Source organism: Streptomyces aureoversilis (genome assembly GCF_042657885.1).
Taxonomy (GTDB): Bacteria; Actinomycetota; Actinomycetes; order Streptomycetales; family Streptomycetaceae; genus Streptomyces; species Streptomyces aureoversilis.
On record NZ_JBHSKJ010000002.1, the window covers coordinates 147310 to 172237 of the forward strand.

At 70.3% G+C, this 24928-nt stretch carries 23 protein-coding genes; 13 read left to right on the top strand and 10 right to left on the bottom strand.

Features of this window, described 5'->3' with window-relative positions:
• Window positions 1-50 precede the first annotated feature (50 nt).
• The 7 genes from tig (at window position 51) to ACFPP6_RS03525 (ending at window position 6807) form a co-directional block, all read left to right on the top strand.
• On the top strand, window positions 51-1403 hold the full coding sequence (gene tig, locus ACFPP6_RS03495) for a trigger factor (RefSeq protein ID WP_382037069.1): 1353 nt from the start codon (window positions 51-53) through the stop codon (window positions 1401-1403).
• Window positions 1404-1780: 377 nt separating this feature from the next.
• Window positions 1781-2386: an ATP-dependent Clp protease proteolytic subunit gene (locus tag ACFPP6_RS03500; RefSeq protein WP_058044443.1), complete on the top strand. Its 606-nt coding sequence runs from the start codon at window positions 1781-1783 to the stop codon at window positions 2384-2386.
• Window positions 2387-2479: 93 nt separating this feature from the next.
• Complete coding sequence (locus tag ACFPP6_RS03505; protein ID WP_058044444.1) at window positions 2480-3133, top strand: ATP-dependent Clp protease proteolytic subunit; 654 nt, start codon at window positions 2480-2482, stop codon at window positions 3131-3133.
• A 142-nt stretch (window positions 3134-3275) separates the two neighbouring features.
• A complete protein-coding gene (gene clpX / locus ACFPP6_RS03510; protein WP_030366476.1) occupies window positions 3276-4565 on the top strand; it encodes an ATP-dependent Clp protease ATP-binding subunit ClpX in 1290 nt (429 codons plus the stop codon).
• A gap of 154 nt (window positions 4566-4719) precedes the next feature.
• Window positions 4720-5613, top strand: a complete 894-nt coding sequence (locus ACFPP6_RS03515) for a hypothetical protein (protein ID WP_382037072.1) — start codon at window positions 4720-4722, stop codon at window positions 5611-5613.
• 83 nt (window positions 5614-5696) lie between these two features.
• Window positions 5697-6098, top strand: coding sequence for an ACT domain-containing protein (locus ACFPP6_RS03520; protein ID WP_382037073.1), 402 nt, complete (start codon window positions 5697-5699; stop codon window positions 6096-6098).
• A 181-nt stretch (window positions 6099-6279) separates the two neighbouring features.
• Window positions 6280-6807: a DUF4232 domain-containing protein gene (locus ACFPP6_RS03525; protein WP_382037076.1), complete on the top strand. Its 528-nt coding sequence runs from the start codon at window positions 6280-6282 to the stop codon at window positions 6805-6807.
• Between the two features lie 1124 nt (window positions 6808-7931).
• Here the strand turns inward: ACFPP6_RS03525 and ACFPP6_RS03530 are convergent.
• Window positions 7932-8174, bottom strand: coding sequence for a GntR family transcriptional regulator (locus ACFPP6_RS03530; protein ID WP_382037077.1), 243 nt, complete (start codon window positions 8172-8174; stop codon window positions 7932-7934).
• A gap of 168 nt (window positions 8175-8342) precedes the next feature.
• Between ACFPP6_RS03530 and ACFPP6_RS03535 the strand changes: the two genes are divergently transcribed.
• On the top strand, window positions 8343-8750 hold the full coding sequence (locus tag ACFPP6_RS03535) for a hypothetical protein (protein WP_382037080.1): 408 nt from the start codon (window positions 8343-8345) through the stop codon (window positions 8748-8750).
• 104 nt (window positions 8751-8854) lie between these two features.
• Here the strand turns inward: ACFPP6_RS03535 and ACFPP6_RS03540 are convergent, their stop codons facing one another.
• The 4 genes from ACFPP6_RS03540 to ACFPP6_RS03555 all read right to left on the bottom strand — a co-directional run bounded on the left by ACFPP6_RS03540 (window position 8855) and on the right by ACFPP6_RS03555 (window position 11959).
• The gene (locus tag ACFPP6_RS03540) at window positions 8855-9139 is read right to left on the bottom strand and encodes a hypothetical protein (protein ID WP_382037082.1); all 285 of its coding nucleotides are present in this window, start codon (window positions 9137-9139) and stop codon (window positions 8855-8857) included.
• 145 nt (window positions 9140-9284) lie between these two features.
• Window positions 9285-10214 (bottom strand): hypothetical protein, encoded by a 930-nt coding sequence (locus ACFPP6_RS03545; protein ID WP_382037084.1) that lies wholly within the window; start codon window positions 10212-10214, stop codon window positions 9285-9287.
• A 119-nt stretch (window positions 10215-10333) separates the two neighbouring features.
• On the bottom strand, window positions 10334-11116 hold the full coding sequence (locus ACFPP6_RS03550; protein ID WP_382037086.1) for a hypothetical protein: 783 nt from the start codon (window positions 11114-11116) through the stop codon (window positions 10334-10336).
• A gap of 69 nt (window positions 11117-11185) precedes the next feature.
• Window positions 11186-11959, bottom strand: a complete 774-nt coding sequence (locus ACFPP6_RS03555) for a hypothetical protein (RefSeq protein WP_382037088.1) — start codon at window positions 11957-11959, stop codon at window positions 11186-11188.
• A 99-nt stretch (window positions 11960-12058) separates the two neighbouring features.
• Here ACFPP6_RS03555 and ACFPP6_RS03560 point away from each other — a divergent pair, with 99 nt between their 5' ends.
• Complete coding sequence (locus ACFPP6_RS03560) at window positions 12059-14692, top strand: valine--tRNA ligase (protein WP_382037091.1); 2634 nt, start codon at window positions 12059-12061, stop codon at window positions 14690-14692.
• 165 nt (window positions 14693-14857) lie between these two features.
• On the opposite strand, the gene ACFPP6_RS03565 is transcribed toward ACFPP6_RS03560, so the two are convergent.
• The 5 genes from ACFPP6_RS03565 to ACFPP6_RS03585 form a co-directional block, all read right to left on the bottom strand.
• Window positions 14858-16030 carry a hypothetical protein gene (locus tag ACFPP6_RS03565; protein WP_382037094.1) on the bottom strand — a complete coding sequence of 391 codons (1173 nt, stop codon included), beginning with the start codon at window positions 16028-16030 and terminating at the stop codon, window positions 14858-14860.
• A 171-nt stretch (window positions 16031-16201) separates the two neighbouring features.
• A complete protein-coding gene (locus ACFPP6_RS03570; protein WP_382037096.1) occupies window positions 16202-17566 on the bottom strand; it encodes a glycosyltransferase in 1365 nt (454 codons plus the stop codon).
• A 201-nt stretch (window positions 17567-17767) separates the two neighbouring features.
• On the bottom strand, window positions 17768-18898 hold the full coding sequence (gene wecB, locus ACFPP6_RS03575) for a non-hydrolyzing UDP-N-acetylglucosamine 2-epimerase (protein WP_382037098.1): 1131 nt from the start codon (window positions 18896-18898) through the stop codon (window positions 17768-17770).
• A gap of 112 nt (window positions 18899-19010) precedes the next feature.
• Window positions 19011-19772 (bottom strand): response regulator transcription factor, encoded by a 762-nt coding sequence (locus ACFPP6_RS03580; protein WP_382037101.1) that lies wholly within the window; start codon window positions 19770-19772, stop codon window positions 19011-19013.
• On the bottom strand, window positions 19769-20965 hold the full coding sequence (locus ACFPP6_RS03585; protein WP_382037696.1) for a sensor histidine kinase: 1197 nt from the start codon (window positions 20963-20965) through the stop codon (window positions 19769-19771). The genes ACFPP6_RS03580 and ACFPP6_RS03585 overlap by 4 nt, the downstream gene beginning before the upstream one ends.
• Before the next feature lie 167 nt (window positions 20966-21132).
• Here ACFPP6_RS03585 and folC point away from each other — a divergent pair, with 167 nt between their 5' ends.
• From folC to ACFPP6_RS03605, 4 genes are all read left to right on the top strand, one after another.
• Entirely contained in the window at window positions 21133-22659 is a 1527-nt protein-coding gene (folC, locus tag ACFPP6_RS03590; RefSeq protein ID WP_382037103.1) for a bifunctional tetrahydrofolate synthase/dihydrofolate synthase, read from the top strand.
• Window positions 22660-22661: 2 nt separating this feature from the next.
• Complete coding sequence (locus tag ACFPP6_RS03595) at window positions 22662-23012, top strand: DUF4233 domain-containing protein (protein WP_382037106.1); 351 nt, start codon at window positions 22662-22664, stop codon at window positions 23010-23012.
• 116 nt (window positions 23013-23128) lie between these two features.
• Entirely contained in the window at window positions 23129-23542 is a 414-nt protein-coding gene (ndk, locus tag ACFPP6_RS03600; RefSeq protein WP_382037109.1) for a nucleoside-diphosphate kinase, read from the top strand.
• 298 nt (window positions 23543-23840) lie between these two features.
• Complete coding sequence (locus ACFPP6_RS03605) at window positions 23841-24860, top strand: rod shape-determining protein (RefSeq protein WP_058046895.1); 1020 nt, start codon at window positions 23841-23843, stop codon at window positions 24858-24860.
• Window positions 24861-24928 lie beyond the last annotated feature (68 nt).

Here is a 24928-nt window from a genome sequence, read left to right on the forward strand (position 1 = left end):
CGCTGAACCTCAGCAGAATCACCAGAAGTCAGCCCCAAGGAGACCGAACCGTGAAGAGCGCCGTGGAGACCCTGAACCCGACTCGGGTTCGGCTCACTGTCGAGGTGCCCTTCGAGGAGCTCAAGGCCAGCCTCGACGCGGCGTACAAGAAGATCAACCAGCAGGTCACGGTGAAGGGCTTCCGTCAGGGCAAGATCCCGGCCCGTGTCATCGACCAGCGCTTCGGCCGCGGTGCGGTGCTGGAGGAGGCCGTCAACGACGCGCTTCCGAAGTTCTACACCGAGGCGATCAACGAGGCCGAGCTGAACCCGCTGGGTCAGCCCGAGGTCGACATCACGGAGCTGAAGGACGGCGAGCTGCTGTCCTTCACCGCCGAGGTGGACATCCGCCCGACCCTGGAGATCCCGGACTACTCCGGCATCGAGGTCACCGTCGACTCCGTCGAGGTCACCGACGAGGACGTCGAGAAGTCGCTCGAGCAGCTGCGCGACCGCTTCGCGACCACCTCCCCGGTCGAGCGCGCCGCCGCCGAGGGTGACATCGTCACCGTCGACCTGGAGGCCAAGGTCGACGGCGAGGTCCTCGAGGACGGCGTCGCCAAGGGCGTCGACTACACCATCGGCTCCGGCCAGCTGCTCGACGGCATCGACGAGGCCGTGACCGGCCTCGAGGCCGGCGGCACCGCCACCTTCACCTCCGAGCTCAAGGGCGGTTCCGCCGAGGGCAAGGAGGCCGAGGTCAAGGTCGACGTCACCGCCGTCAAGTCCCGCGAACTGCCGGAGCTCGACGACGACTTCGCCCAGCTGGCGAGCGAGTTCGACACGCTGGAGGAGCTGCGCGCCGACAGCCGCAAGCGCCTTGAGCGGATGAAGAAGTTCGACCAGGCCACGCAGGCCCAGGAGAAGGTCCTCGACGAGCTGATCAAGCTGGTCGAGGTCCCGATGCCCGAGAAGCTGCTCGAGGACGAGGTCAACACCCGCAAGCACAACCTCGAGCACCACCAGCTGGGCCAGATGGGCCTGGACCTGGCGAAGTACCTGGAGATCCAGGGCAAGTCCGCCGAGGAGTTCGACGCCGAGCTCAAGGAGCAGGCCGAGAAGGGCATCAAGACCCAGTTCATCCTCGACGAGATCGTCAACAAGGAGAAGGTCTCGGTCGGCCAGGAGGAGCTCACCGAGCACCTCATGCGCCGTGCCCAGTCCTCCGGCATGAGCCCCGACCAGTTCGCCCAGGCGGTCGTCGAGGGCGGCCAGGTCCCGATGCTCGTCGGTGAGGTCGCCCGCGGCAAGGCGCTGGCCACCGTCGTCGAGGCCGCCACCGTCAAGGACGCGTCCGGCGAGGTCATCAGCCTGGACGACGAGGACGAGGACGGCGAGACCACCGAGGTCACCACCGAGGCCTGAGCCCCGGCAGCCGCATAGGGCGGCCGCTCAGGCAGCCGCACAGCAGCTACGGACGGGTCCGGACGTTTTCACGCGTCCGGGCCCGTCCGCGTCCCCGGGGCCCCGGGATGCCCGGGCGCCCCCAAGGCGCCCTCAGGGACATCCCACGGCCTCTGCGGGCCGCTGTGCGACCTGCGGAACCTGCGCTCAGAGCGAACAGTTCCTGATGCGGGATGGCGCCCGCCGAACAGCGCGTTAGGGTCCGTAGATACGAGGGCAGGGGAGACATGGCAGCGCGCCGGCGAGCAGTCCGGCCGAGCCGGACCCCGGTCCCCGGAGAAGACGCGGAGACGGCCCGTTGCCGTCAGAGACGAGCAGGTGGATACGTGACGAATCTGATGCCTTCCGCCGCCGGTGAGATCGCCATCGGTGGTGGCCTCGGCGACCAGGTCTACAACCGGCTGCTCGGGGAGCGGATCATCTTCCTCGGCCAGCAGGTCGACGACGACATCGCCAACAAGATCACGGCGCAGATGCTCCTCCTGGCCGCCGACCCGGACAAGGACATCTACCTCTACATCAACAGCCCCGGCGGCTCGGTGACGGCCGGCATGGCGGTCTACGACACCATGCAGTACATCCCGAACGACGTGGTCACCATCGGCATGGGCCTCGCGGCCTCGATGGGCCAGTTCCTGCTGACCGGCGGCACCCCGGGCAAGCGCTTCGCGCTGCCCAACACCGACATCCTCATGCACCAGGGGTCCGCGGGCCTCGGCGGCACCGCCTCGGACATCAAGATCCAGGCCGAGCAGCTGCTGCGCACCAAGAAGCGCATGGCCGAGATCACCGCGCACCACACCGGCCAGACCGTGGAGACGATCATCCGCGACGGTGACCGGGACCGCTGGTTCACCGCGCAGGAGGCCAAGGAGTACGGGATCATCGACGAGATCATCACCCACGCTTCCGGCGTTCCGGGCGGCGGCGGCACCGGGGCCTGAGCCCCGGCGCAGTACGTACCGCCAGAGAGCCCGCTTCCGGGCCGGGAAGCTGCTTCCCGGCCCATCGACCGCCACCAGGATGGTGAAACCCGCATGAACATCTCGTCCCCGAGCGGCCTGTACACCGGCCCCCAGGCCGAGGCCCGCTACGTCGTCCCGCGCTTCGTCGAGCGCACCTCCCAGGGCGTCCGCGAGTACGACCCGTACGCGAAGCTCTTCGAAGAGCGCGTGATCTTCCTCGGCGTGCAGATCGACGACGCCTCCGCCAACGACGTCATGGCGCAGCTGCTGTGCCTGGAGTCGATGGACCCGGACCGCGACATCTCGATCTACATCAACAGCCCCGGCGGCTCGTTCACGGCCCTCACGGCCATCTACGACACGATGCAGTTCGTGAAGCCGGACATCCAGACGGTCTGCATGGGCCAGGCCGCCTCCGCCGCCGCGATCCTCCTCGCGGCCGGCACCCCGGGCAAGCGCATGGCGCTGCCCAACGCCCGCGTGCTGATCCACCAGCCCTCCAGCCAGACGGGCCGCGAGCAGCTCTCCGACCTGGAGATCGCCGCGAAGGAGATCATGCGGATGCGCACCCAGCTGGAGGAGATGCTGGCCAAGCACTCCACCCAGCCGATCGAGAAGATCCGGGACGACATCGAGCGCGACAAGATCCTCACGGCCGAGGACGCGCTCGCCTACGGCCTGGTCGACCAGATCGTTTCTACCCGCAAGAGTTCCGTAAACGTTTGATCGCCGTGCCGCTGGTATCCCCCTTGAGCCGACCGAGTAAGGCCAAGGGGGGCCCGCTCGGGGGGCCCGGCAAGGTACCGTCGATAGGCAAGCACCCGGGTTCGCAGTGCAAGGCGGATCCCAGGCGAAGGGGAAGCACCTCGTGGCACGCATCGGTGACGGCGGCGATCTGCTCAAGTGCTCGTTCTGCGGCAAGAGCCAGAAGCAGGTGAAGAAGCTCATCGCGGGTCCTGGTGTGTACATCTGCGACGAGTGCATCGACCTCTGCAACGAGATCATCGAGGAAGAGCTCGCGGAGACGAGCGAGGTGCGCTGGGAGGAACTCCCGAAGCCCCGCGAAATCTACGAGTTCCTCGAAGGCTATGTCGTGGGCCAGGAGGCCGCGAAAAAGGCTCTCTCTGTCGCCGTCTACAACCATTACAAGCGCGTGCAGGCCGGTGAGACCGGCGCGCACAACCGCGACGACGGCATCGAGCTCGCCAAGTCCAACATCCTGCTGCTGGGCCCCACGGGCTCCGGCAAGACGCTGCTGGCCCAGACCCTGGCCCGCATGCTGAACGTCCCCTTCGCCATCGCCGACGCGACGGCCCTGACGGAGGCCGGCTATGTCGGCGAGGACGTCGAGAACATCCTGCTGAAGCTGATCCAGGCCGCCGACTACGACGTCAAGAAGGCCGAGACCGGCATCATCTACATCGATGAGATCGACAAGGTCGCCCGTAAGAGCGAAAATCCGTCGATCACACGGGACGTGTCGGGCGAGGGCGTCCAGCAGGCCCTGCTGAAGATCCTGGAAGGCACCACCGCCTCGGTCCCGCCCCAGGGCGGCCGCAAGCACCCGCACCAGGAATTCATCCAGATCGACACGACGAACGTGCTGTTCATCGTGGGCGGCGCCTTCTCCGGCCTGGAGAAGATCATCGAGTCCCGGGCCGGCGCCAAGGGCATCGGCTTCGGCGCCACGATCCGCTCCAAGCGCGAGATCGAGGCCAGCGACCAGTTCCAGGAGGTCATGCCGGAGGACCTGGTCAAGTTCGGCATGATCCCGGAGTTCATCGGCCGCCTGCCGGTCATCACCTCCGTCCACAACCTGGACCGCGAGGCCCTCCTCCAGATCCTGGTCGAGCCGCGCAACGCCCTGGTGAAGCAGTACCAAAGGCTCTTTGAACTCGACGGCGTCGAGCTGGAGTTCGACCGCCCCGCCCTGGAGGCCATCGCCGACCAGGCCATCCTCCGCGGCACGGGCGCGCGCGGCCTGCGCGCCATCATGGAGGAAGTCCTGATGTCGGTGATGTACGAGGTCCCGTCGAGGAAGGACGTGGCCCGCGTCGTCATCACCGCGGACGTCGTCCACTCGAACGTCAACCCGACCCTGGTCCCGCGCGAGCCGCGGATCGTGGGGAAGGACGAGCGGCACGAGAAGAGCGCGTAGCGCGGTTGGTTGGTTGTGAGGGCGCCCGGCTTTGTGCCGGGCGCCTTTCTGTTGTCCGAGGCGTCCGCAGAACTGACGAACGATCCGATGCCCGAACGGGTGATCGGGTTTGGAATGCCGGACGCGGCTCGGACAGCACTCCTACGGTCGGATCATGGTTACAGCGAACCACGAGGCATCGCACCGGATCTTCCAGGAACGGCCGGAGTTACTCGCGCCGGTGTTCCGGATCCTGGGCGTTCCCCTGCCGGAGCAAGCGTCCGTCGAGGTGCTCTCGCCGGACGCCACAGAGATCCGGCCACTGGAGCGGCGCGTGGACAGCGTGCTGCGTATCCAGCCGAGCGACAGCAGTAAGAGCTTTCTCCTGGCCATCGAGGCACAGGGGCGCCGCGACAGCGACAAGGCGGTCAGCTGGGCGTACTACCTCGCGTTCTTGAAGGCCAAGTACGGCCACCCGGCACTGCTGCTGGTCATCTGCCAGGACAAGGCGACTGCGGAATGGGCAGCAGGCCCCTTCAAGCTCGGGCCCGAGGGCTGGAAGGCCCTGGCCGTGCACCCTCTGGTTCTGGGGCCCGGAAACGTCCCTCCCATCATCGACGCCGAGGAAGCCGCCCAGAACCTGGCCATGGCGACCTTCTCGGCGATGACGCACGGGCGGAGCCAGGACGCTCCGGCCATACTGGACGCGCTGGCGCGTGCCCTGGGGGCGGTTGACGAAGAGTCCGTCGCGTACTACTCGGAACTGCTGGAGATCGGCCTGGGCGAAACCCCGGCGAGGGAAACCTGGAGGAACCTGATGACCATCCGTACGTACTTCCCCGGCCGGGGCACCCTCGTCGAGGAGACGCTCCTGGAGGGCGAGGCCAAGGGCGAGGCCAAGGGCAAGGCGGAGATGGTGCTGCGCGTACTGGAGCACCGTGGGGTTCCGGTGTCCGACGGGGAGCGGGAGCGCATCGCGGAGTGCACGGATCTGGACATCGTGCAGGGCTGGGCCGACCGCGCCTTCACCGTCTCCTCCATCGACGAACTCTTCGGCGAGGAGAGCTGAGCAGTAGCGTGGAAGAGGGCGTCCGGACGAGTGCCGGGCGCCCTTTCGTGTGTCCGTGCATCCTCGTACGTAGGGTGGCGGGCATGGCAGGAGAACGTGATCTGACGAAGTTGCTGAGCGGTATGCGGCCCGTGCTCAACGCCGGTCGGTACGTGTACGCGACGGTGGCGGGGGAGGCGCCGGCGGGCGTGGCCCCCGTCGTGACGGTGAGGGAACCGGAGGGTCTCACCCTGGTCGTACGGCAGGAGGAGGCCGACGCGGCCGGGCTGCCGTACGAGTACGTCGCGGGCTGGATCACCCTGCGGGTCCACTCCGCGCTGGAAGCGGTGGGCCTCACGGCGGCAGTCGCCCAGGCCCTGGCCCAGGCCGACCTCAGCTGCAACGTCGTGGCGGGCTTCCACCACGACCACCTCTTCGTCCCGTACGAGCGGGCGGAGGAGGCGGTGAGCCTGCTGGAGGCGCTGGCGGAGGGGGTGGGGGAGTAGCCGGCCCGTTCCAGCGGGGCGTCCCAGGCGGGTTGCATTTCCGCAGGTCGGGTTGGGGGGAGATGTTCCGGTGTCCCGAATGATGCGGTGGATCTTGTGGGCCCGGGAGGGCGAGGGACAGGCTGGCGACACGTCCTGGGCATCCGCCCCAGGAGCCGATCGCCAACTCGGAGGCACCCCTATGCGTACCGCCCGCATCACCGCCACCGGCCTCGCCCTCGCGGCCACGCTCCTCGCCGGCACCGCCGCCACGACCGCTCAGGCGCAGGCCGCGGAATCGGCCGCGACCTCCATCCCGGCCTGCTCCCTGACCAACACCGAGGTCACGGTCCAGAACGTGCCCCGCCCGATCAACCACCAGCTGCTGACGGCCACCAACACCAGCTCCAAGCCGTGCTTCGCCTACGCCCACCCGCACCTGGCCTTCGACGCTGCGCAGCATGTGGTGCCGGTCGTGGAGGACTCCATCCCGCAGGCCGTCGTCACGTTGGAGCCCGGCGAGTCCGCGTACGCGGGCATCAACCTGTCCGCCGCCGACGGCTCCGGCACGAACGGGCGCACCGCGAGCGTCCTGCGGGTGAGCTTCGACGAGGGCGACGGCACGCAGAGCCGGGCACGCACGGTGACGCTCCCCAAGGGCACGTGGGTCGACAGCAAGGCGGCGGTGACGTACTGGCAGAGCGACGTCGAGAGCGCCCTGATGTGGTGACTGTGGTGGTGAGTTGACGGGTGCGGGTCAGAGCGGGCCGGCAGTTGGGGCCGGCTCTCCCTTCCCGCTGGGGCCGGTCGGGGGGACGGCAGTGGGGTGGGCTGGGATCCGTGGGTTGGGTGCGGGTGAGAACAGGCCGGCAGCGGGGCCGGCTCTCCCTTCCCGCTGGGGCCGGTCGGGGGGACGGCAGTGGGGTGGGCTGGGATCCGTGGTTCGTGTGCGGGTGAGAACAGGCTGGCAGCGGGGGGAGGGGTGGGGGGCTTGGGTTCGGTGTGTTGGCTGTGCGGTGGGTGGGAGGTGGGCCGCCGTACTCGTGCCGTCGCGGATGCAGCTGCGTGAGGAGACCGGTCTGCCCGTCTGTGGCTGAGGGGGAGCTGGCAGCTGCCGCGATGTGGTTCCTGCCGTCGTGGGCGCTTCGCTCGGCTCGCCACCGTCGTGGCTGAGCGGGCGGGTGTCCCTGGGTGGGGGTTTGTGTGACGGAGGGCGTGTGGTGGGGCTGGGGGTGGCTTGCGGCCTGCGATCGGGCCCGTATATCCGCCGCGGCGGGCGGCCAACTGCCCCTGGGTGTGGCGCCTGTGACAGGAGAGGCTCGGCGAGACTGAAGGTGGCTTGCAGCCTGCGACTTGGCCCGCTTATCCGCCGTGGCGGGCAGCTAACCGCCCCTGGGTGGAAGCTCCTGTGACGGGAGAGGCCCGGTGGGGCTGAAGGTGGCTTGCAGTCTGCGACTCGGCCCGCTTATCCGCCGCAGCGGGCGGTTGGCCGTCCCTGAGGGGGCTCGTCTGTGACAGGAGCACCCTCGCGGGGCCGCTGAGGTGCCCGGCCGTCATCCCGGGCCCGCTTATCCGCCGCCCCTACGCCCACGCCGGGTGGATTCCGCACCCACATGCATCCGCAGCCGGACGAGCAACCACAACGGCGGCGCGCCGAGCGAAGCGCCCACGACGGGCCCGGCCACATCGCGGCAGCTGCCAGCTCCCCCTCAGCCCAGGCCGGACAGACCGGTCTCCTCACGCGCGTGCATCCGTGACGGCAGGAGTACGGCGGCCAACCGCCCACCAGCCGCACAGCCAACCAGCCGGACCCGAGCCCCCCACCTCTCCCCCTGCTGCCAGCCTGTCTTGACCTCAGCCGTCCTGCGGCTGCGGGGAGACGTACGAGCCCATGCCGGGTTCCGTGTAGATGAGGCCGTCGGCTCGCAGGCCGCGGTGCACCTTGTGGGCCGTCGCCGCCGCGATGCCGAACTCTTCAGTGAGCTGGTTCACGGAGGGAACGCGTGAACGTGGTGGGTACGTGCCGTTTTTGATGCGCTGCCGGATCACATCGGCCACCTGACGCCAGCGCGGGATGTCGGGAACGAATTCGATCACACGGGCACGCTACGCGTTTCATATGGTTCGCAGCAATGAGCAGTTGGCTTCGGATTCTTGGTTATCTAGGTCTACCAGGTCTACTGCGATAAGGTCCCGCACATAGGAGACCCCGGCGACCGCTGGAACGGCCCCGGGGCGTGGTCAACGCCTTAGAGGAGCGTCGACATGCGCAACCTTATCCGCCGCTGGTTCCGTCAGGTACGGCAGATTCCCGCCCCCGAACCACCCCCCGTCCCGGAACCCCGTACCCCAAAGGGACCGTCCTGCGGGGTCTACGTCTGGGCCACCGCCCACGGCATCGACCTTCGGCCCCGTTCCCCGCTGGGCGCGTGCACCTGCGCTGCCCGGGACCATCAGCAACCCCTGCCCGGCATCGGCACGTTCGTCGTGGATACCCGGGACGGTGCCGTCGGGCAGGTCATGCGCAACGGCGGGCCGCAGCTCCTGCTGCGTACGCTCGCGGGCGGCAAGGAGTGGGAGGCCGCACCCGACGCGGTCCGGCCCGTCACCGAGGCCGAGTTGCTCAGCGCGAAGGTGCAGGCGGCCAACACGGCCAGCCGGTGGGGGAAGTAGGCCGGACGCGGTGACGGCCGCCACTGCGGCCGTCACCGTACTCAGGTAGATTGACTGCCTTGACCCCGTGGCTGGTCAGGGCTTGTCAAGATGCCTGAGATGTCTCAGTGGGCGGCGCATGCGAAGTCGACATGTCCGGGGCGAACGCCGAGGAGCTTCAGCATCTCTATGCAGGGCTCGTTGGTGTGAGTCATTTCATCACTCCAATCGTTAGCTGCGTACTGGCATGCCTGCTTCACCTTGGGGCCGACCGAGTAGCCGTACGACTTCAGGTAGCTCGTGCATTGGGCAGGAGTGGCTTCCGCCGTAGTCGAGGTGGCGAGTTGAAGCGTGCCCGCTGCCACGATCAGTCCTGCTGCAACCGCCACCCGCTGCGCCAACTTGCGCACGTTGTTGTCTCCCTCACGCTTGAGTAGCCTGTCGGGCACCTCAGTGGGTCGCCCGACAGGCAAGATCATCTTTGTGGGGTGACATTACTAGCTGTGCCTACATCGGCCGTCACTATCTAGCCATCTTCCAGACTGTTGCGACGGCTCACTTTTCCTTGCGGACCTCGTTGCGGACCTTGGCGGCGGCCTCAGACGTCTCCTTGGGGGACATCACGTTGCCGGTGGCGGTGGTGCCTCCATAGGGGCTGTTGCTCTTCGAGACTGCATGCTTGACGACGCCGATGGCGCTGGAGTCGCCCCAGATGCACTCCGTGGCCTCGTTCGAGACTGAAATGGTGCCCGCGTTGACCGTGGTCTTCTTGGTTACGCACTTCATGACCGCGCCGTCGAAGCCGCTCGGGGAGAACTCCGACCAGGGGGTGACCGTCTCGACCTTGACGCCCTGCCTGGTCTCGGCGCTCTTCTTCTCTTCCTCCTCGGACTTCGCGATCATCGCGTCGACCGTCTTTGCCGGGTCGGGGAGCTCGCCGTACACGCCGATCACCGAGAGGGCCTGCTTCTCGGCGTTGGCATAGCTCCCCGAGACGCTGGTGCCGTTGGAGATTCCCAGCTCCTTGACCTTCGCGTTGTCCGTTAGGTCCTGAGTGCTCGTCTGCTTGGAGCCCGGAGAGCTCACGCTGTTCTTCGTGTACTTGCCGTCGAGCAGCTTCTCCGGCAGGACGATCGTGTACGGCTTCACGTCACCGCCCCCGCCCATGAAGTACATCGCACCCGCGATGAGCGCGCCCACGACCGCCACCGCGCCGATCGTGATGCCGATCGCCTTGCCCTTGCCGCCGCCCTGGGGCGGGACCGGCGGGGGGTACTGGCCCGGGTAGCCGGGCTGGGGCTGCTGGCCGTACGGGGCCGGCTGCTGGGGGGCGCCGTAGGGCTGCTGCGCGCCGTAGGGCGTGCCGGGCGGCGGGGGCGGCGGCGGGTAACCGTAACCGGGCTGACCGGCGGGCGCCCCTTGGGCGTAGGGGCCCGGCTGCTGGGGCGGCTGCTGGCCGTAGGGGCCCGGCTGGTTGTAGCTCATTGGGACTCTCTTCGATCCGTGGGGGACTCGTGTGACAGTCCCGCTATCCTTCCGGATCTCTTAGGTGGTCCTTACCGCAGAGCGGCAACGGTTTCGGAACAGTTCTGCCCCGCGTGCGGCTACTTCGGCTTGCGGACCTCGTTGCGGATCTTGGTCGTCAGCTCGGCCAGCTTGTCCGCGGGCAGGCCGTCCGACTGCCGGGTGTCGCCACCGGTGCCCATGGAGTGGCTGATGACGAGTCCGACAGTGCCCTTGTCGCCCCATATGCACTGGCTCGTGGTCTGCGAGAACTTCGTGTCGACGACGGTGAACGCCATCGTGTCCTGCTTGCACTTCAGGACGGCCCCGTCGAAGCCGCCCGGGCGGTAGTCCTTGTACTCCCCGCGCTTGACCTCGTCCCCCGGGGAGGGGGCGGCGTCGCCGTCGTCCTTGGCCATCTCCTTGATCATCTTGTCCACGGACTTCGCCGGGTCCGGGATCGCGCCGTAGAAGCCGATGACCTGGAGGCCCTGCTTCTTGTCGTTCCTGTAGCCGGCGTTGTCGCCCTCCACCTTCTCCAGGCCGAGCTTCTTCATCTCGGTGCGGTCCTCGGCGTCGAGGTCCTTCTCCCCCTTCTTGCCGGGGAGCTGCTTGTACTCGCCGTCCGCCAGCGTCTGCGGCATGTCGATCGTGTACGCGCCCGTCTTGTCGTCATTGCCGCTGACCATGTACAGGCCGCCGCCCACGAGGCCCGCCAGTACGGCCAGGACCCCCGCCCCGATGCCGATCGTCTTGCCCTTGCCGCTCGGCTGCCCGTAAGGCTGTACCGGCAGCTGCGACGGCTGCATCGGCGGCTGCGACGGCTGCATCGGCGGCTGCGACGGCTGCATCGGCGGCTGCGGCGGCTCGTTGGTCTCGTTCACCGGATGTCCCCCCACGTCTCTTTGTCGATAGAAGTCGGGGTACATCCTTTCTTGTCGTTTATTCAGCCCTTACCGCGGGGTCCGCGCCGCCGTCCGCAGTTCCCCCGCCGCCTCCGCCGCCTCCGCGATGCCCGCCCCTCCGCCCAGGGCCGCGCCCACGACGCCCACCGTGCTGTGGTCCGCCCACACGCAGTACGAGAGGGGCAGGCCCGCCCCGGTGCCGCCGTCCGCGGGCGTGAAGTGCACCGCCTGGCACTTCATCACCGCGCCGGCGTCGTTCAGGCCCCGCGGGATCACCTGTACCGGGCTGCCTTCGACTTCTTCCCGCGCCCCCTGTTTCACCGGCTGTTCCCGCGCGTCCTCCGCCATCGCTTCGAACATGCCGTCGACCGCCCGCTCGGGGTCCTTCACTTCCCCCCACAGTCCGCTGTACATCAGCATTCCGCTGCGGGCGGGGCCGGACGCGTAGCCCGCCGTGACGCTCCCCGCGTCGCGGACGCCCAGGCGCCGCAGCCGCTGCAGGTGGTCCGCGCGGAAGGTGCGGTCCACGGGGGCGTCCCTGAGGAATTCCCCCGCGCGCTCCGGCGCCGTCAGCCGGTAGCGCGCGCCGCCGTGCGCCGAACTGCCGCCGCCCGTGAGGAGCAGAAAACCGCCCAGAAGTGTGCACATCAGGATGAGCGAACCGATTGCCACGGCGGCCACCACCTTGCCCCGGCCGCCCCGCCGGTCCGGCACCGGCGGCGGCCAGACGGCCGCGCCGTAGCCGCTCGGGCCGCCCGGCCGCGCGTAGGAACGGGGCGCCGCCGGGAGCGGCTCGTACAGGCCGGCCTGCTGCTTGCTCATCGTTCTCTCGTCGCTTCTCTCGTGGCGTGGGCGTCATCCTCGCCGATCCCGCGGCCATCGATTCGAAACCCCCGCGTACGCCCCCGTAGAATTCACCCCGTGACCGACAACACTCAGCGCCCCGACAGCGGGCACGCCGACCGCACCCCTGACCTGCCGACCCAGTACGCGCCGGCCGACGTAGAGGGGCCGCTGTACGAGCGCTGGGTAGAGCGGGGCTACTTCGAGGCGGATGCCACGAGCGAGAAGGAGCCCTACACGATCGTCATTCCGCCGCCGAACGTCACCGGTTCCCTCCACCTGGGCCACGCCTTCGAGCACACGCTGATCGACGCCCTCACCCGCCGCAAGCGCATGCAGGGCTTCGAGGTCCTGTGGCAGCCCGGCATGGACCACGCGGGCATCGCCACGCAGAACGTCGTCGAGCGCGAGCTGGCCAAGGAGGGCAAGTCCCGCCACGACCTGGGCCGCGAGGCGTTCGTCGAGCGCGTGTGGCAGTGGAAGGGCGAGTCCGGCGGGCAGATCTCCGGGCAGATGCGCCGTCTGGGTGACGGCGTCGCGTGGTCGCGCGAGCGCTTCACCATGGACGAGGGCCTGTCCAAGGCCGTCCAGACGATCTTCAAGAAGCTCTACGACGACGAGCTGATCTACCGCGCCGAGCGCATCATCAACTGGTGCCCCCGCTGCCTCACGGCCATCTCGGACATCGAGGTGGAGTACCAGGAGGACGACGGCGAGCTCGTCTCGATCAAGTACGGCGAGGGCGACTCCTCCATCGTCGTCGCCACCACCCGCGCCGAGACGATGCTCGGTGACACCGCCGTCGCCGTCCACCCCGAGGACGAGCGCTACAAGCACCTCGTCGGCACCGAGATCGAGCTGCCGCTGACCGGCCGCCGCATCCCGGTCGTCGCCGACGAGCACGTCGACCCCGAGTTCGGCACGGGTGCCGTCAAGGTCACCCCCGCCCACGACCCGAACGACTTCGAGATCGGCCGCCGGCACGACCTGCCGAGCCTCACCGTTCTGGACGAGCACGGGATCATCACGGCCCACGGGCCGTTCCAGGGGCTCGACCGCTTCGAGGCCCGCTCCGCGATCGTCGGCGCCCTGCGCGCCGAGGGCCGGATCGTCGCCGAGAAGCGCCCGTACACCCACTCCGTCGGCCACTGCTCGCGCTGCAAGACGACCATCGAGCCGCGCCTGTCCATGCAGTGGTGGGTCAGGACCGCGCCGCTGGCCGCGGCCGCGAGCGACGCCGTCCGCAAGGGCGACGTGAAGATCCACCCGCAGGAGATGGAGTCCCGCTACTTCGGCTGGGTCGACAACCTCCACGACTGGTGCATCTCGCGCCAGCTGTGGTGGGGCCACCGCATCCCGGTCTGGTACGGCCCGGACGGCGAGATGGTCTGCGTCGGCCCGGACGAGCAGCCGCCGTCCGGCGAGGGCTGGCACCAGGAGACCGACGTCCTCGACACCTGGTTCTCCTCGGGCCTGTGGCCGTTCTCCACCCTCGGCTGGCCCAAGAAGACCGAGAGCGTCGAGAAGTTCTACCCGAACTCCGTCCTCGTCACCGGCTACGACATCCTCTTCTTCTGGGTCGTCCGGATGATGATGTTCGGCCTGTACGCGATGGACGGCACCCCGCCGTTCCACACCATCGCCCTGCACGGCATGGTCCGCGACCAGTTCGGCAAGAAGATGTCGAAGTCCTTCGGCAACGCGGTCAACCCGCTCGACTGGATGGACAAGTACGGCTCCGACGCCGTCCGCTTCACCCTCGCCCGCGGCGCCAACCCCGGCGTCGACGTGCCGATCGGCGAGGACTGGGTCCAGGGCTCGCGCAACTTCGCGAACAAGATCTGGAACGCCACCCGGTTCGCGATGATGAACGGCGCCACGGTGGAGGGCGACCTGCCGCCCGCCGAGCGGATGTCGGCCACCGACCGCTGGATCCTCTCGCGCCTCAACGCCGTCGTCGCCGAGGTGGACGCGCTCTACGACGACTACCAGTTCGCGAAGCTCTCCGACGCGCTGTTCCACTTCGCGTGGGACGAGGTCTTCGACTGGTACGTCGAGCTGTCCAAGACCACCTTCCAGAAGGGCGGCCCCGAGGCCGAGGTCTCGCGCCGCGTCCTGGGCGAGGTCCTCGACGTCACCCTCAAGCTCCTGCACCCGGTCGTGCCCTTCGTCACCGAGACGCTGTGGACCACGCTCACCGGCAAGGAGTCCGTCGTCATCGCCGACTGGCCCAAGGACAGCGGCTTCCGCGACACGGCCGCCGAGCAGGAGATCGCGACGGTCCAGCAGGTCGTCACCGAGGTCCGCCGCTTCCGCTCCGACCAGGGCCTGCAGCCGGGCCAGAAGGTCCCGGCCCAGCTGGACCTGACCGGCACGGCGCTCGCGGCCCACGAGGACGCGATGCGGTCGCTGCTGCGCCTGCAGCCGGCCGGCGAGGGCTTCGCCGCCACCGCCTCGCTCCCCGTCGCCGGTGCCACCGTCGCCCTCGACCTGTCCGGCACGATCGACGTCGAGGCCGAGCGCAAGCGCCTGACCAAGGCGCTGGCCGCGGCCGAGAAGGACAAGGCGCAGTCCACGGCCAAGCTCGGCAACGAGGCGTTCCTCGCCAAGGCCGCCGAGGCCGCCGTGGAGAAGATCCGCAAGCGGCTGGAGACGGCCGAGGCCGACATCGAGCGGATCAGCTTGCAGCTGGCTGCTCTGCCCAAGGGCTGAGTCGGCGTCGCCGGGATGTGAAACGGCCCCCGTACCCATGGGTACGGGGGCCGTTTGCCGGTCTGCGGCCGGTCCTGTCCCTGCCGGCCGGTGGGGGCTTGTCGCGCAGTTCCCCGCGCCCCTAACGGGGCGCGCCTACGCGGCGGAGCCGCAGAATGACACCGCCTAACGCGCCGCCCACGGCCTTGTCCGGTTCGGGTCCCACATCGGGCCCCAGGGGCCCTGCACCAGGGCCTCGTCCTCCTCGGTGAGGGGCTTGCGCCGTCGGCGTCGGTGTTGCGGCCAGAACAGCACGTATGCCGTCGACACCGCCACGAAGCCCAGCCGGATCAGGCCCTTGGCCGACTCGTCGGGCACGACGAAGACGCTTCCGTAGAGCACGATGAGTGCGATCCAGCTCCACCACGGCACGAGGCGCCGCTGCCCGCACACGTCCCACAGCAGGGTGCCGAGCAGCACGGAGGCCGTGTAGTACGTGTAGACGCTGGGGTCGAGGAGGATGCGGGCGTTCGCGCCCAGCAGCACGACCCCGGCCCAGCGGCCGCGCCACACGGCGACCGCGCCCAGCGTCAGGCCGAGGGCGGCCTGGGCGGGGCGGGCCCAGTCGGGGGTCACGGGGGTGTTGCCGCCCAGCCAGCGCAGCGCGGAGGCCGGGTTGTTGGGGATGGTGAACTTCGCCGCGGCGAAGGAGTCCGGGGCCGCGACGAAGAACGGCAGCCAGGCCACGGCCAGCAGGGCCGCGCACCACAGGACCGCCCGCAGCCAGCGGTCCCGCGGGAGGGCGAGGATCAGCGGTACGAAGGCCAGCGCCGTCGGCTTCGAGTCCATCGCCAGGGCCAGGCAGACGCCCACGGCGGCCGGGTTGCAGCGGGTCAGGAACCACACGGCCAGCGCGGTGAAGAACAGCGCCAGGACGTCGTCCAGGTGCCCGAAGCGGACCGACACCTCGATCCACATGGGGATGAACGCCGCGCCCGCGATGAGGACGCGCTGCCGCAGGCGCTGATGGTTGGTGCCGGTGCCCAGGAAGTGGATGGCGGCGCTGCGCCCCGCGAGCACCACGATGACCAGTCCCAGCGCGGACATGAAGGCCGCCGACAGGAACTGGCCGGTGTGTTCGGAGAACGGGTTGAACAGGCCCGCCACCAGGAAGCTGATGGGGCCCATCTGCAGCTCGGGGTGGTGGGCGTAGAGGTTGAGCCCGCCGGTGCCGTCGCCCGACGCGCCCTGGTAGATCAGCTCGCCGCCGGTGCGCAGGTAGTGCCAGGAGAAGCCGCCGTTGGGCTCCACCAGGGCGAACCACAGCACGGTCCACACCGTGAGCAGCAGCAAGTGCATCCGTGTGCTGATTTCCGGTACTCGTACCCGCACCGCACAACGCTCCCGTTCCGCTGCCCGGACCTGCTCCGGACATGTTTCACCGGGGGTCAGATGGCGGAACGGGGGCGGAGGTTGCCTTGTGGGCCACGAATGTGGCCCACTTCATGGTTTGGCCGACGTGGCGTGTCGTCAGCTCTCGATCGCGATCGGGCCCGACGTGACCGCCTCCGCGTTGCGGCGCGTCTTCGCCCAGCCGTTGCGGCCGCGCAGCATGCGGACGAAGCCGCGCGCGGACGCCGGGAAGAGGTGGTACGCGTACAGCCACAGCGCGAGCCCCCACAGCAGGGCGGACAGCAGGGAGCGGTCGGACGCGCGGTCGCGGCGGTAGACCGGGCCCCACAGCACGAACGGCAGCACCGAGACGACGGCCAGGCCCAGCACCAGCGGCCACAGCGCGAGCATGCCGCCGAACGCCTCGCCGACGCCGTCCTGCGCGGCGGTCAGGCCCAGCAGGGCGAACATGACGGCGCACAGCGCCAGGGTCACCAGGTGGGCGACCGGCTGCAGGAAGGTGTAGAGCGTCTCCAGGACGCCCTTGCCGCCGTAGTGGCGCGAGGAGACGATGCGCGGCGCGTAGCGGACGCACTGCAGGTTGCCCTGGGCCCAGCGGGTGCGCTGGGTGAGGAACCGGCGGGCGTGCGGGAGACCCTCCTGGGAGACCCAGGTGTCGGCTATGTGGGATATCCGGTCGCCGCCCAGGATCATGTGCAGGCCCAGCTCGTAGTCCTCCAGCAGCGCGCCGCGCTGCCAGGGGCGGCGCTCGGCGGCGGCGATGCGGTCCAGGGCGGCGAGCCGGGTGAACTGGCCGTTGCCGCCGAGGCCCACGGAGCCGGTGCGGCCGCGCAGCAGCTGCATGCCGGCGTTGGAGACGGAGAACTCCATGTCCTGCATGCGCACGAGGAGGCGGGCGAAGGCGTTGCGGACGCGGCCGCGGTCCGGCAGCGGGCGCGGGTCGCCGGCGTTGCGCATGCGGACGCTGACCTGCACGCCGCCGGTCTCCGGGTCGCCGAAGCCGGCCGGGCCGCTGACGCGCTCCAGCGCGTGCGGGTCGAGCTGGCCGTCGGCGTCGATGACGCAGACGACGACGCGCTCGCGGTCGGTGTCCTTGGACAGGAACTGGTTCAGCTCGTCGTAGGCGGCGTTGAGGGCCGCGCCCTTGCCCTGGCGGGCGTCGGGCCGCACGCGGCTGACGAGGTGCACGCGGCGGTCGGTCTCGGCGAGCCCGGCGACGATGGCGCCGGTGCGGTCGTCGCTGTCGTCGTCGATGACCCACACGTGCGCGCGCGGGTGGTCGGTGCGGAGGCGCTCCACTGTGGTGCCGACGACTGCTTCTTCGTCCCGGCACGGGACGAAGAAGTGCCAGTCGAAGGCGGCGGCGTCGCCCGTCTCGGCCTCGGGGCGGCGGAGGTAGGCGTGGCGGGCGCCGGCCCAGTAGAGGAGGAAACAGAGGAGGAGGAAGAAGGGGAAGACGAAGAGGAGGGGGCTGGAGAACACGGGTTTCACTCCGGGGGCTTTCGGCGGGTACGGCACCGCCGGGCACGTGCGTGGGGGTTGCTCGCCGTTGCGGCGGGGGAAGAGGCCCCGGTCCCGCCCTTTCACCGTTTCCCGGGCTGCGCCCGGACCCCGGGCAACTCGGGCCGGGGGTCCGGGGCTTGCCCCCGGTTACGGGAAGGGGCGGGGTGGGGGAGAGACCCCCTACGCGGCCGCCGCCAGCTGGTGCGGCGCGGTGATCGCCGTCAGCAGCGCGACGATGCGGTCCGACGCCAGGCCGTCCCCGAAGGGGCTCGGCAGCGAGGCCAGACGGTTCAGGCCCGCCTCGCCGGCGGCGAGCCGGCGGCGGGCCGCGTGCCCGATCTCCGCGCCCGGCGCGACCAGGTCCGCGAAGTCCGCCATCGCCTCCGGCCGCTCCGTGGAGCGGCGGACGACCACCAGCGGGCGGCCGAGGACCGTGCACTCCTCCTGGATGCCGCCGGAGTCGGAGACCAGCAGCGCCGCGTGCCGGGCCAGGGCGAGGAACTCGCCGTAGCCGAGCGGGCGGGTGACGGTCAGGCCCGTCAGCAGGTGCTCCAGGCCGGCGGCCTCGACGCGGGCCCGGGTGCGCGGGTGCAGCGGCAGCACGACGGGCCGGCCGTCGGTCACGAGCGCGGCGAGCTCGGTGAAGATGGCCCGCAGCGCCTCGGGGGAGTCGGTGTTCTCGGGGCGGTGGATCGTGGCCAGGACGTAGGAGTCGGCGGTCAGGCCGTGCAGCCGCAGCAGCTCCGCGCGCTCGGGTGCCGTCGGCAGCTGCCCGTGCACGGCCTCGACGACCGTGTTGCCGGTCACCGCGATGCGGGCGTCGTCGACGCCTTCGGCGAGCAGGTTCGCGCGGTTGTCCTCGGTGGCCGCGCACAGCACGTCGGCGATGCGGTCGATGAGGACGCGGTTGTGCTCCTCGGGCATGTTGCGGTCGTGGCTGCGCAGGCCGGCCTCGACGTGCAGCAGCGGGATGCCGCGGGCGTTCGCGGCGAGCGCGCCGGCGAGGGCCGCGTTGGTGTCGCCCTGGACGACGACGGCGAGCGGGGGCTCGGCGGTGAACAGCTCGTCGAGCTGCGCGAGGGCGCTGGAGATCTGGACGGCGCGCGGCTGCCCGCCGACCCCGGTCAGGAACGTCGGCTCGGGCAGGCCCAGCTCGGTCAGGAAGCGGCCGGACAGTTCCTCGTCGTAGTGCTGCCCGGTGTGCACCAGGTGGGCGGCGGGGCCCAGGAGGCGTACGAGGTCGGTGAGCTTGACCAGCTCGGGGCGGGTGCCGAGGACGACGGCGACGCTACGGGCGGGCAGGGACTGCACGAGGTGACTCCTGGGGCCGGCGGGCTGTGACAGCTCACGACCTTGCGGTGCCTCGGTTGCACCCCTGGGGTGACTTCGGTTGCCGGACGGTTGCGAATCGCCCGGAGCGGGCCTATCGCCCTCGGAAGGGACCTTCGTCCTCCTCGTCCCCGGGACCTTCGCCCTCCTCGCCCCCGAGGCCTTCGTCCCCGCCGTCGGCCCGGTAGCGGTAGCCCAGGCCCCGTACGGCCTCCAGCGGGTCCGCGGCCTCGTCGCCCGCGGCCTGCCGCAGCTTGCGCCGCAGCCGCAGCACGGCGAACTTCACCCGCTCGCGGCCGGTGCCCTCGGGGTCGTCCCACACCCGGTCGAGCAGCTGGTCGGTGGTGATCACCCGGCCGCGGTTGCGGACGAGCACCTGCAGCAGCCGGTACTCGATGTCGCTGAGCCGGGCCTCGTGGCCCTGCCAGACCGCCGAGCGCCGCTCGGGCACGAGCCGCAGCCCGTCGTCGAAGGAGTCGCCGGCCCAGCGGGTGGGGGCGGTGCGGCGCAGCAGCGCCTCGACGCGGGCGAGCAGCTCGTCGTTGCCGAAGGGCTTGGGCAGGTAGTCGTCGGCGCCGGCGCGCAGGCCGCGGACCCGGTCGGTCTCGGCGCCGCGGGCGGTGAGCAGCAGGACGGGCAGGTCGCTGAGGTCGCGGGTGCGCTCCAGCACCTCCCAGCCGTCGAGCTGCGGCAGGCCGATGTCGAGGAGCATGAGGGCGGGGCGCTCGGCGAACAGCAGCCGCAGCCCGTCGCGGCCGTTCGCGGCGTGGGCGACCTCGTAGCCCGCGCGGGTGAGGAGGGTGCGCAGGGCGAGGGCGAGGTCGGGGTCGTCCTCGACGACGAGCACGCGGGTCATGGGCCCTCCTCCGTTCCCGGTGCGTCCGGCGGGCCCGGGACCGGTGCGTCCGGCGGGCCCGTGACCGGCAGCCGGATCAGGAAGGAGGCGCCCCCGCCCGCGGCGTCGCCGACGGTGATCGTGCCGCCGTGCAACCGGACGATCGCGCGGCTGATGGCGAGTCCGAGACCGGTGCCGGGATAACCCCCCGTACGTGCGTTCGGTGCCCGCACGAAACCATTGAAGATCTCTTCGCGGAATTCCTCCGGGACGCCGATTCCGGTATCCGCGACTTCGATCTCCCAGAACTCGCCGCGCGGTGCCGCCGTGACCGAGATCCGGCCACCCGCGGGGGTGTATTTCGCGGCATTCTCCAGAAGATTGGCCAGGACGTTCTGCAACCGGTGCCGGTCGCCTCTCAGGACGGGCCCCGCGGCGCACTCCAGAACGGTGAACAATCCCGCTTCCTGTGCCGCGCCCATCCGGTCGAGGACGGCGTCCAGCAGCATCCGGTCCACCTCCACGGCGCCGAATTCCAGCTCCAGGCCCGCGGTGGCCCGCATCCGGGTGGTCAGGAGCAGGTCGGAGATCACCCGCTGCATGCGGTCGGCGTTGCGCCGGACGGCCTCCAGGAAGGAGGCCTGCTCGTGGGTGAGGGCGCCGAAGGCGGGGTCGGTGAGCAGCTCGCAGAAGCTGATGATGGAGGTGAGGGGCGTGCGCAGCTCGTGGGAGGCGGCGGCCGTGAAGGCGTTGCGCTGCCGGGCGAGCTCGGTGAGCGCCACGTTGTCCCGCTCCAGGTCCCGCTCGCGCCGCTTGCGCTCGGTGATGTCGTCGTAGGTCCACAGGGCGCCCAGGTAGGCGCCCTCGTGGCGCAGCGGTTCGATCGCGCGGCGGAGGGTGCGGCCGTCGGGGAGGGGGATCTCGGCCGTCCGGTGGACGTGGCGGCCGCCGGGGGCACCGCCGGGGGCGAGGGCGGCGCGGCCGTCCAGGTCGAACATGCGGTGGAACCTCCGGTTGGCCGCGAGCACCCCGCCGTCCGGGCTCTGCACGGCGGCGCCCGAGGGCAGGGCCTCCAGGAGCGCGTCCAGCAGCGCCTGCGGCCGGTCCCGGTCCCGGTCCCGGTCCCGGACCCGGTCCCGGACCCGGACCCGGTCCCGGGCCTCGGTCCGGCCTTCGCCCCGGTCCTCGCCTTCGTCCTCGTCCTCGGACGGCATCCCGCTCACCCGGCCCCGGCTCTTTCCGTCAGGGATTCCCGTAAGGGACATTCCGGGAAAACCGTATGACATGACTACGGGATGCGCCCATGCGGCGGGAGGAGACGCGAGGGCCACCACGACGCCTGCCGCCCGCTCCGTCGTACCCCCTCCGTAGACTGGTCGGCGTGAGCGAGCGCCCCCTGAACGACGACAACGGCAGCACCGGCCCCGAGGGCGATGACCGTTTCGCGGAAATCGTCGATGCCGAGACCGAACGCGACCCCGACCTCGCCGTGATCGAGGCCGGCAGCCGGACCCTGCGCGCCCAGGCCGGGCCGCCGCAGGGCGACATCCCCGCCCGCCCCGAGGACCCCGAGACCGACCGGGCGCTCCGCGAGGTCGAGGCCGAGCTGGCCGGCCGCTGGGGCGAGACCAAGCTCGACCCCTCGCTGGTGCGCATCGAGGCCCTGATGGACATCCTGGGCCAGCCGCAGCGCGCCTACCCCGCGATCCACATCACGGGCACCAACGGCAAGACCAGCACCGCCCGCATGATCGAGTCGCTGCTGGGCGCCTTCGACCTGCGCACCGGGCGCTACACCAGCCCCCACGTCCAGTCGGTCACCGAGCGCATCAGCCTCGACGGCGCCCCGATCTCCGCCGAGCGCTTCATCGAGACGTACCGCGACATCCAGCCGTACGTCGAGATGGTCGACGACCGCGAGGAACACCGCCTGTCCTTCTTCGAGGTCGTGACGGCCATGGCCTACGCGGCCTTCGCCGACGCCCCGGTCGACGTGGCCGTCGTCGAGGTCGGCATGGGCGGCACCTGGGACGCCACCAACGTCGTCGACGCCGGCGTCGCCGTCGTCACCCCCATCTCCCTCGACCACACCGACCGCCTCGGCGCGACGCCCGGCGACATCGCCGGCGAGAAGGGCGGCATCGTCAAGCAGGACGCCACCGTCGTCCTCGCCCAGCAGCCGGTCGACGCGGCCCAGGTGCTGCTCAAGCGCTCGGTCGAGGTCGACGCCACCGTCGCCCGCGAGGGCATGGAGTTCGGCGTCGTCTCCCGCGAGGTCGCCGTCGGCGGCCAGCTGCTGACGCTGCGCGGCCTGGGCGGCGAGTACCCCGAGCTCTTCCTGCCGCTGTACGGCGCCCACCAGGCGCACAACGCCGCGGTCGCCCTGGCCGCCGTCGAGGCGTTCTTCGGGATCGGCTCGCAGCACGCCCGCACGCTCGACGTCGACACCGTCCGCCGCGCCTTCGCCCAGGTCTCCTCCCCGGGCCGGCTGGAGGTCGTGCGCCGCAGCCCCACCGTCGTGCTGGACGCCGCGCACAACCCGGCCGGCGCGCAGGTCACGGCCGAGGCCGTGACCGAGGCGTTCGGCTTCAGCCGCCTCATCGGCGTCGTCGGGGCCAGCGCCGACAAGGACGTCCGCGGCCTGCTGGAGGCCTTCGAGCCGGTCTTCGCCGAGGTCGTGGTCACCCGCAACTCCACCCCGCGCGCCATGGACCCCGACGAGCTCGCGGCCATCGCCGTCGAGGTCTTCGGCGCCGAGCGCGTGCAGGTCGAGCCCCGCCTGGACGACGCCCTGGAGGCCGCGATCACCCTCGCGGAGGAGGAGGCCGAGTTCTCCGGGGCGGGCGTCCTCGTGACCGGCTCGGTGATCACGGTCGGCGAGGCCCGGCTGCTCCTCGGAAAGGGCTGATCATGCGAATGCTGTGCGCGAGCACTCTGATCGGTGAATTCTTCGTCATCGGGTTCGCCGGCCTGGTGGCCATGCAGACCTCCGACCTCTCGGCGGGCACCGTGTGGGCCGTCAGCGGCACGGCGATGGTGCTCAGCGTGCTGCTGTGCGGCATGCTCACCCGGCCCGGCGGCGTCCAGCTGGGCTGGCTGCTGCAGATCGGCCTGGTCCTGAGCGGTTTCATCGTCCCGATGATGTTCATCCTCGGGGTGGTCTTCGGCGGGCTGTGGTGGGCCTCGGTCCACTTCGGCCGCAAGATCGACGAGGCGAAGGCCCGCTTCGCGGCGGCGGCCGCGGCAGCCGACGCCGCGTAGTACCGGTCCCTGCGGTACGGGGGTCCCCCGGCGCAGGCCGGGGGAGGGTACCGGGTGCCCCCGGCGCCCCTGTAGCCTCTGCGGCACCACACCCTGCCCCTGCAAGGAGCCGCAGTATGAGCCAGCGCACCCTCGTCCTCCTCAAGCCCGACGCCGTCCGCCGTGGTCTGGTCGGCGAGATCGTCGGCCGCATCGAGCGCAAGGCGAACTGGACGATCGCTGCTCTGGAGCTGCGCACCCTCGACCGTGCCACCCTCGCGCAGCACTACGCCGAGCACGAGGGCCGGGACTTCTACGAGCCGCTGATGGGCTTCATGTCCTCCGGCCCCGTCGTCGCCATGGTCGTCGAGGGCGAGCGCGTCATCGAGGGCGTGCGCGCCCTGGCCGGCCCCACCGACCCCATTTCGGCCGCCCCGGGGTCCATCCGTGGTGACTTCGGCACCATCACGCGCGAGAACCTCATCCACGCCTCGGACTCCGAGGACTCGGCCCAGCGGGAAATCAAGATTTTCTTTCCCGGCCTCGCCTGATAGCTCTTCAGGCCCGGAGCCTTTCCGATCAGGGGCGACCGATTTAATTTCGGTCGCCCCTGGCATATGCGCGGCGAACGAGGGAACCTCTCACTCCGACACGACGTCACCATTACTAGGGGAGGCTCGACTTCCGCCGACAATGGCGGAGGAACCCTCGCACCGCGTTCGACCGGTCGAGACTACGATGAGAGCTTCCGCGCCCGCGGCGCACCGCACCGCAGCAGCACACCCTGCCGACCTCAAGTAAGCACTCGCTCCAGCTGGGAAGGCCAGACGTATCCTCATGGGGAACAACATGTCGTTCATCGGCCGTGACATGGCTGTCGACCTCGGGACCGCCAACACGCTGGTGTACGTCAGAGGCCGCGGAATCGTCCTCAACGAGCCATCCGTCGTCGCCATCAACACCAACACCGGCGGCATCCTCGCGGTGGGTGCCGAGGCGAAGAAGATGATCGGCCGCACCCCGGGCAACATCGTCGCGGTCCGGCCGCTGAAGGACGGCGTGATCGCCGACTTCGAGATCACCGAGCGCATGCTCCGCTACTTCATCCTCAAGATCCACAAGCGGCGCTGGATGGCCCGGCCCCGCGTCGTGGTCTGCGTGCCCTCGGGCATCACCGGCGTCGAGCGGCGCGCCGTCATCGAGGCCTCCACCCAGGCCGGCGCCCGTCAGGTGCACATCATCGAAGAGCCCATGGCCGCCGCGATCGGCTCCGGCCTGCCCGTCCACGAGGCCACCGGCAACATGGTCGTCGACATCGGCGGCGGCACCACCGAGGTCGCGGTCATCTCCCTCGGCGGCATCGTCACGGCCCAGTCCATCCGCGTCGCGGGCGACGAGCTCGACAACGCGATCATCCAGCACATCAAGAAGGAGTACAGCCTCCTCCTCGGTGAGCGCACCGCCGAGCAGATCAAGATCACCATCGGCTCGGCCTACGACCTGGAGCAGGACGAGCACACCGAGATCCGCGGCCGGGACCTGGTCAGCGGCCTGCCCAAGACCGTCGTGATCTCCGCCGGCGAGGTCCGCAAGGCCATCGAGGAGCCCGTCAACTCCATCGTCGACGCCGTCAAGACCACCCTCGACAAGTGCCCGCCCGAGCTCTCGGGTGACGTCATGGACCGCGGCATCGTTCTTACAGGCGGAGGCGCCCTGCTGCGCGGCCTCGACGAGCGGCTGCGCCGGGAGACCGGCATGCCGATCCACATCGCCGAGGACCCGCTGGACTCCGTCGCGCTGGGCTCCGGCAAGTGCGTCGAGGAGTTCGAGGCCCTCCAGCAGGTCCTCGACGCCCAGCCGCGCCGCTGACGCGCCCGCCCTCCGGGCGGGCCTTCCGGGGTGCCGTCGAGGGGCGCCGTTCCACCTGCCGGGGGACG

What these genes read in the sequence shown, in the direction of transcription:
- ACFPP6_RS03500 (WP_058044443.1), top strand. Translation starts at nt 1,781, where the DNA reads ATGCCTTCCGCCGCCGGTGAGATCGCCATCGGTGGTGGCCTCGGCGAC.
- ACFPP6_RS03505 (WP_058044444.1), top strand. Translation starts at nt 2,480, where the DNA reads ATGAACATCTCGTCCCCGAGCGGCCTGTACACCGGCCCCCAGGCCGAG.
- ACFPP6_RS03515 (WP_382037072.1), top strand. Translation starts at nt 4,720, where the DNA reads ATGGTTACAGCGAACCACGAGGCATCGCACCGGATCTTCCAGGAACGG.
- ACFPP6_RS03520 (WP_382037073.1), top strand. Translation starts at nt 5,697, where the DNA reads ATGGCAGGAGAACGTGATCTGACGAAGTTGCTGAGCGGTATGCGGCCC.
- ACFPP6_RS03525 (WP_382037076.1), top strand. Translation starts at nt 6,280, where the DNA reads ATGCGTACCGCCCGCATCACCGCCACCGGCCTCGCCCTCGCGGCCACG.
- ACFPP6_RS03535 (WP_382037080.1), top strand. Translation starts at nt 8,343, where the DNA reads ATGCGCAACCTTATCCGCCGCTGGTTCCGTCAGGTACGGCAGATTCCC.
- ACFPP6_RS03545 (WP_382037084.1), bottom strand. Translation starts at nt 10,214, where the DNA reads ATGAGCTACAACCAGCCGGGCCCCTACGGCCAGCAGCCGCCCCAGCAG.
- ACFPP6_RS03555 (WP_382037088.1), bottom strand. Translation starts at nt 11,959, where the DNA reads ATGAGCAAGCAGCAGGCCGGCCTGTACGAGCCGCTCCCGGCGGCGCCC.
- ACFPP6_RS03565 (WP_382037094.1), bottom strand. Translation starts at nt 16,030, where the DNA reads ATGCACTTGCTGCTGCTCACGGTGTGGACCGTGCTGTGGTTCGCCCTG.
- ACFPP6_RS03580 (WP_382037101.1), bottom strand. Translation starts at nt 19,772, where the DNA reads ATGACCCGCGTGCTCGTCGTCGAGGACGACCCCGACCTCGCCCTCGCC.
- ACFPP6_RS03585 (WP_382037696.1), bottom strand. Translation starts at nt 20,965, where the DNA reads ATGCCGTCCGAGGACGAGGACGAAGGCGAGGACCGGGGCGAAGGCCGG.
- ACFPP6_RS03595 (WP_382037106.1), top strand. Translation starts at nt 22,662, where the DNA reads ATGCGAATGCTGTGCGCGAGCACTCTGATCGGTGAATTCTTCGTCATC.
- ndk (WP_382037109.1), top strand. Translation starts at nt 23,129, where the DNA reads ATGAGCCAGCGCACCCTCGTCCTCCTCAAGCCCGACGCCGTCCGCCGT.
- ACFPP6_RS03605 (WP_058046895.1), top strand. Translation starts at nt 23,841, where the DNA reads ATGTCGTTCATCGGCCGTGACATGGCTGTCGACCTCGGGACCGCCAAC.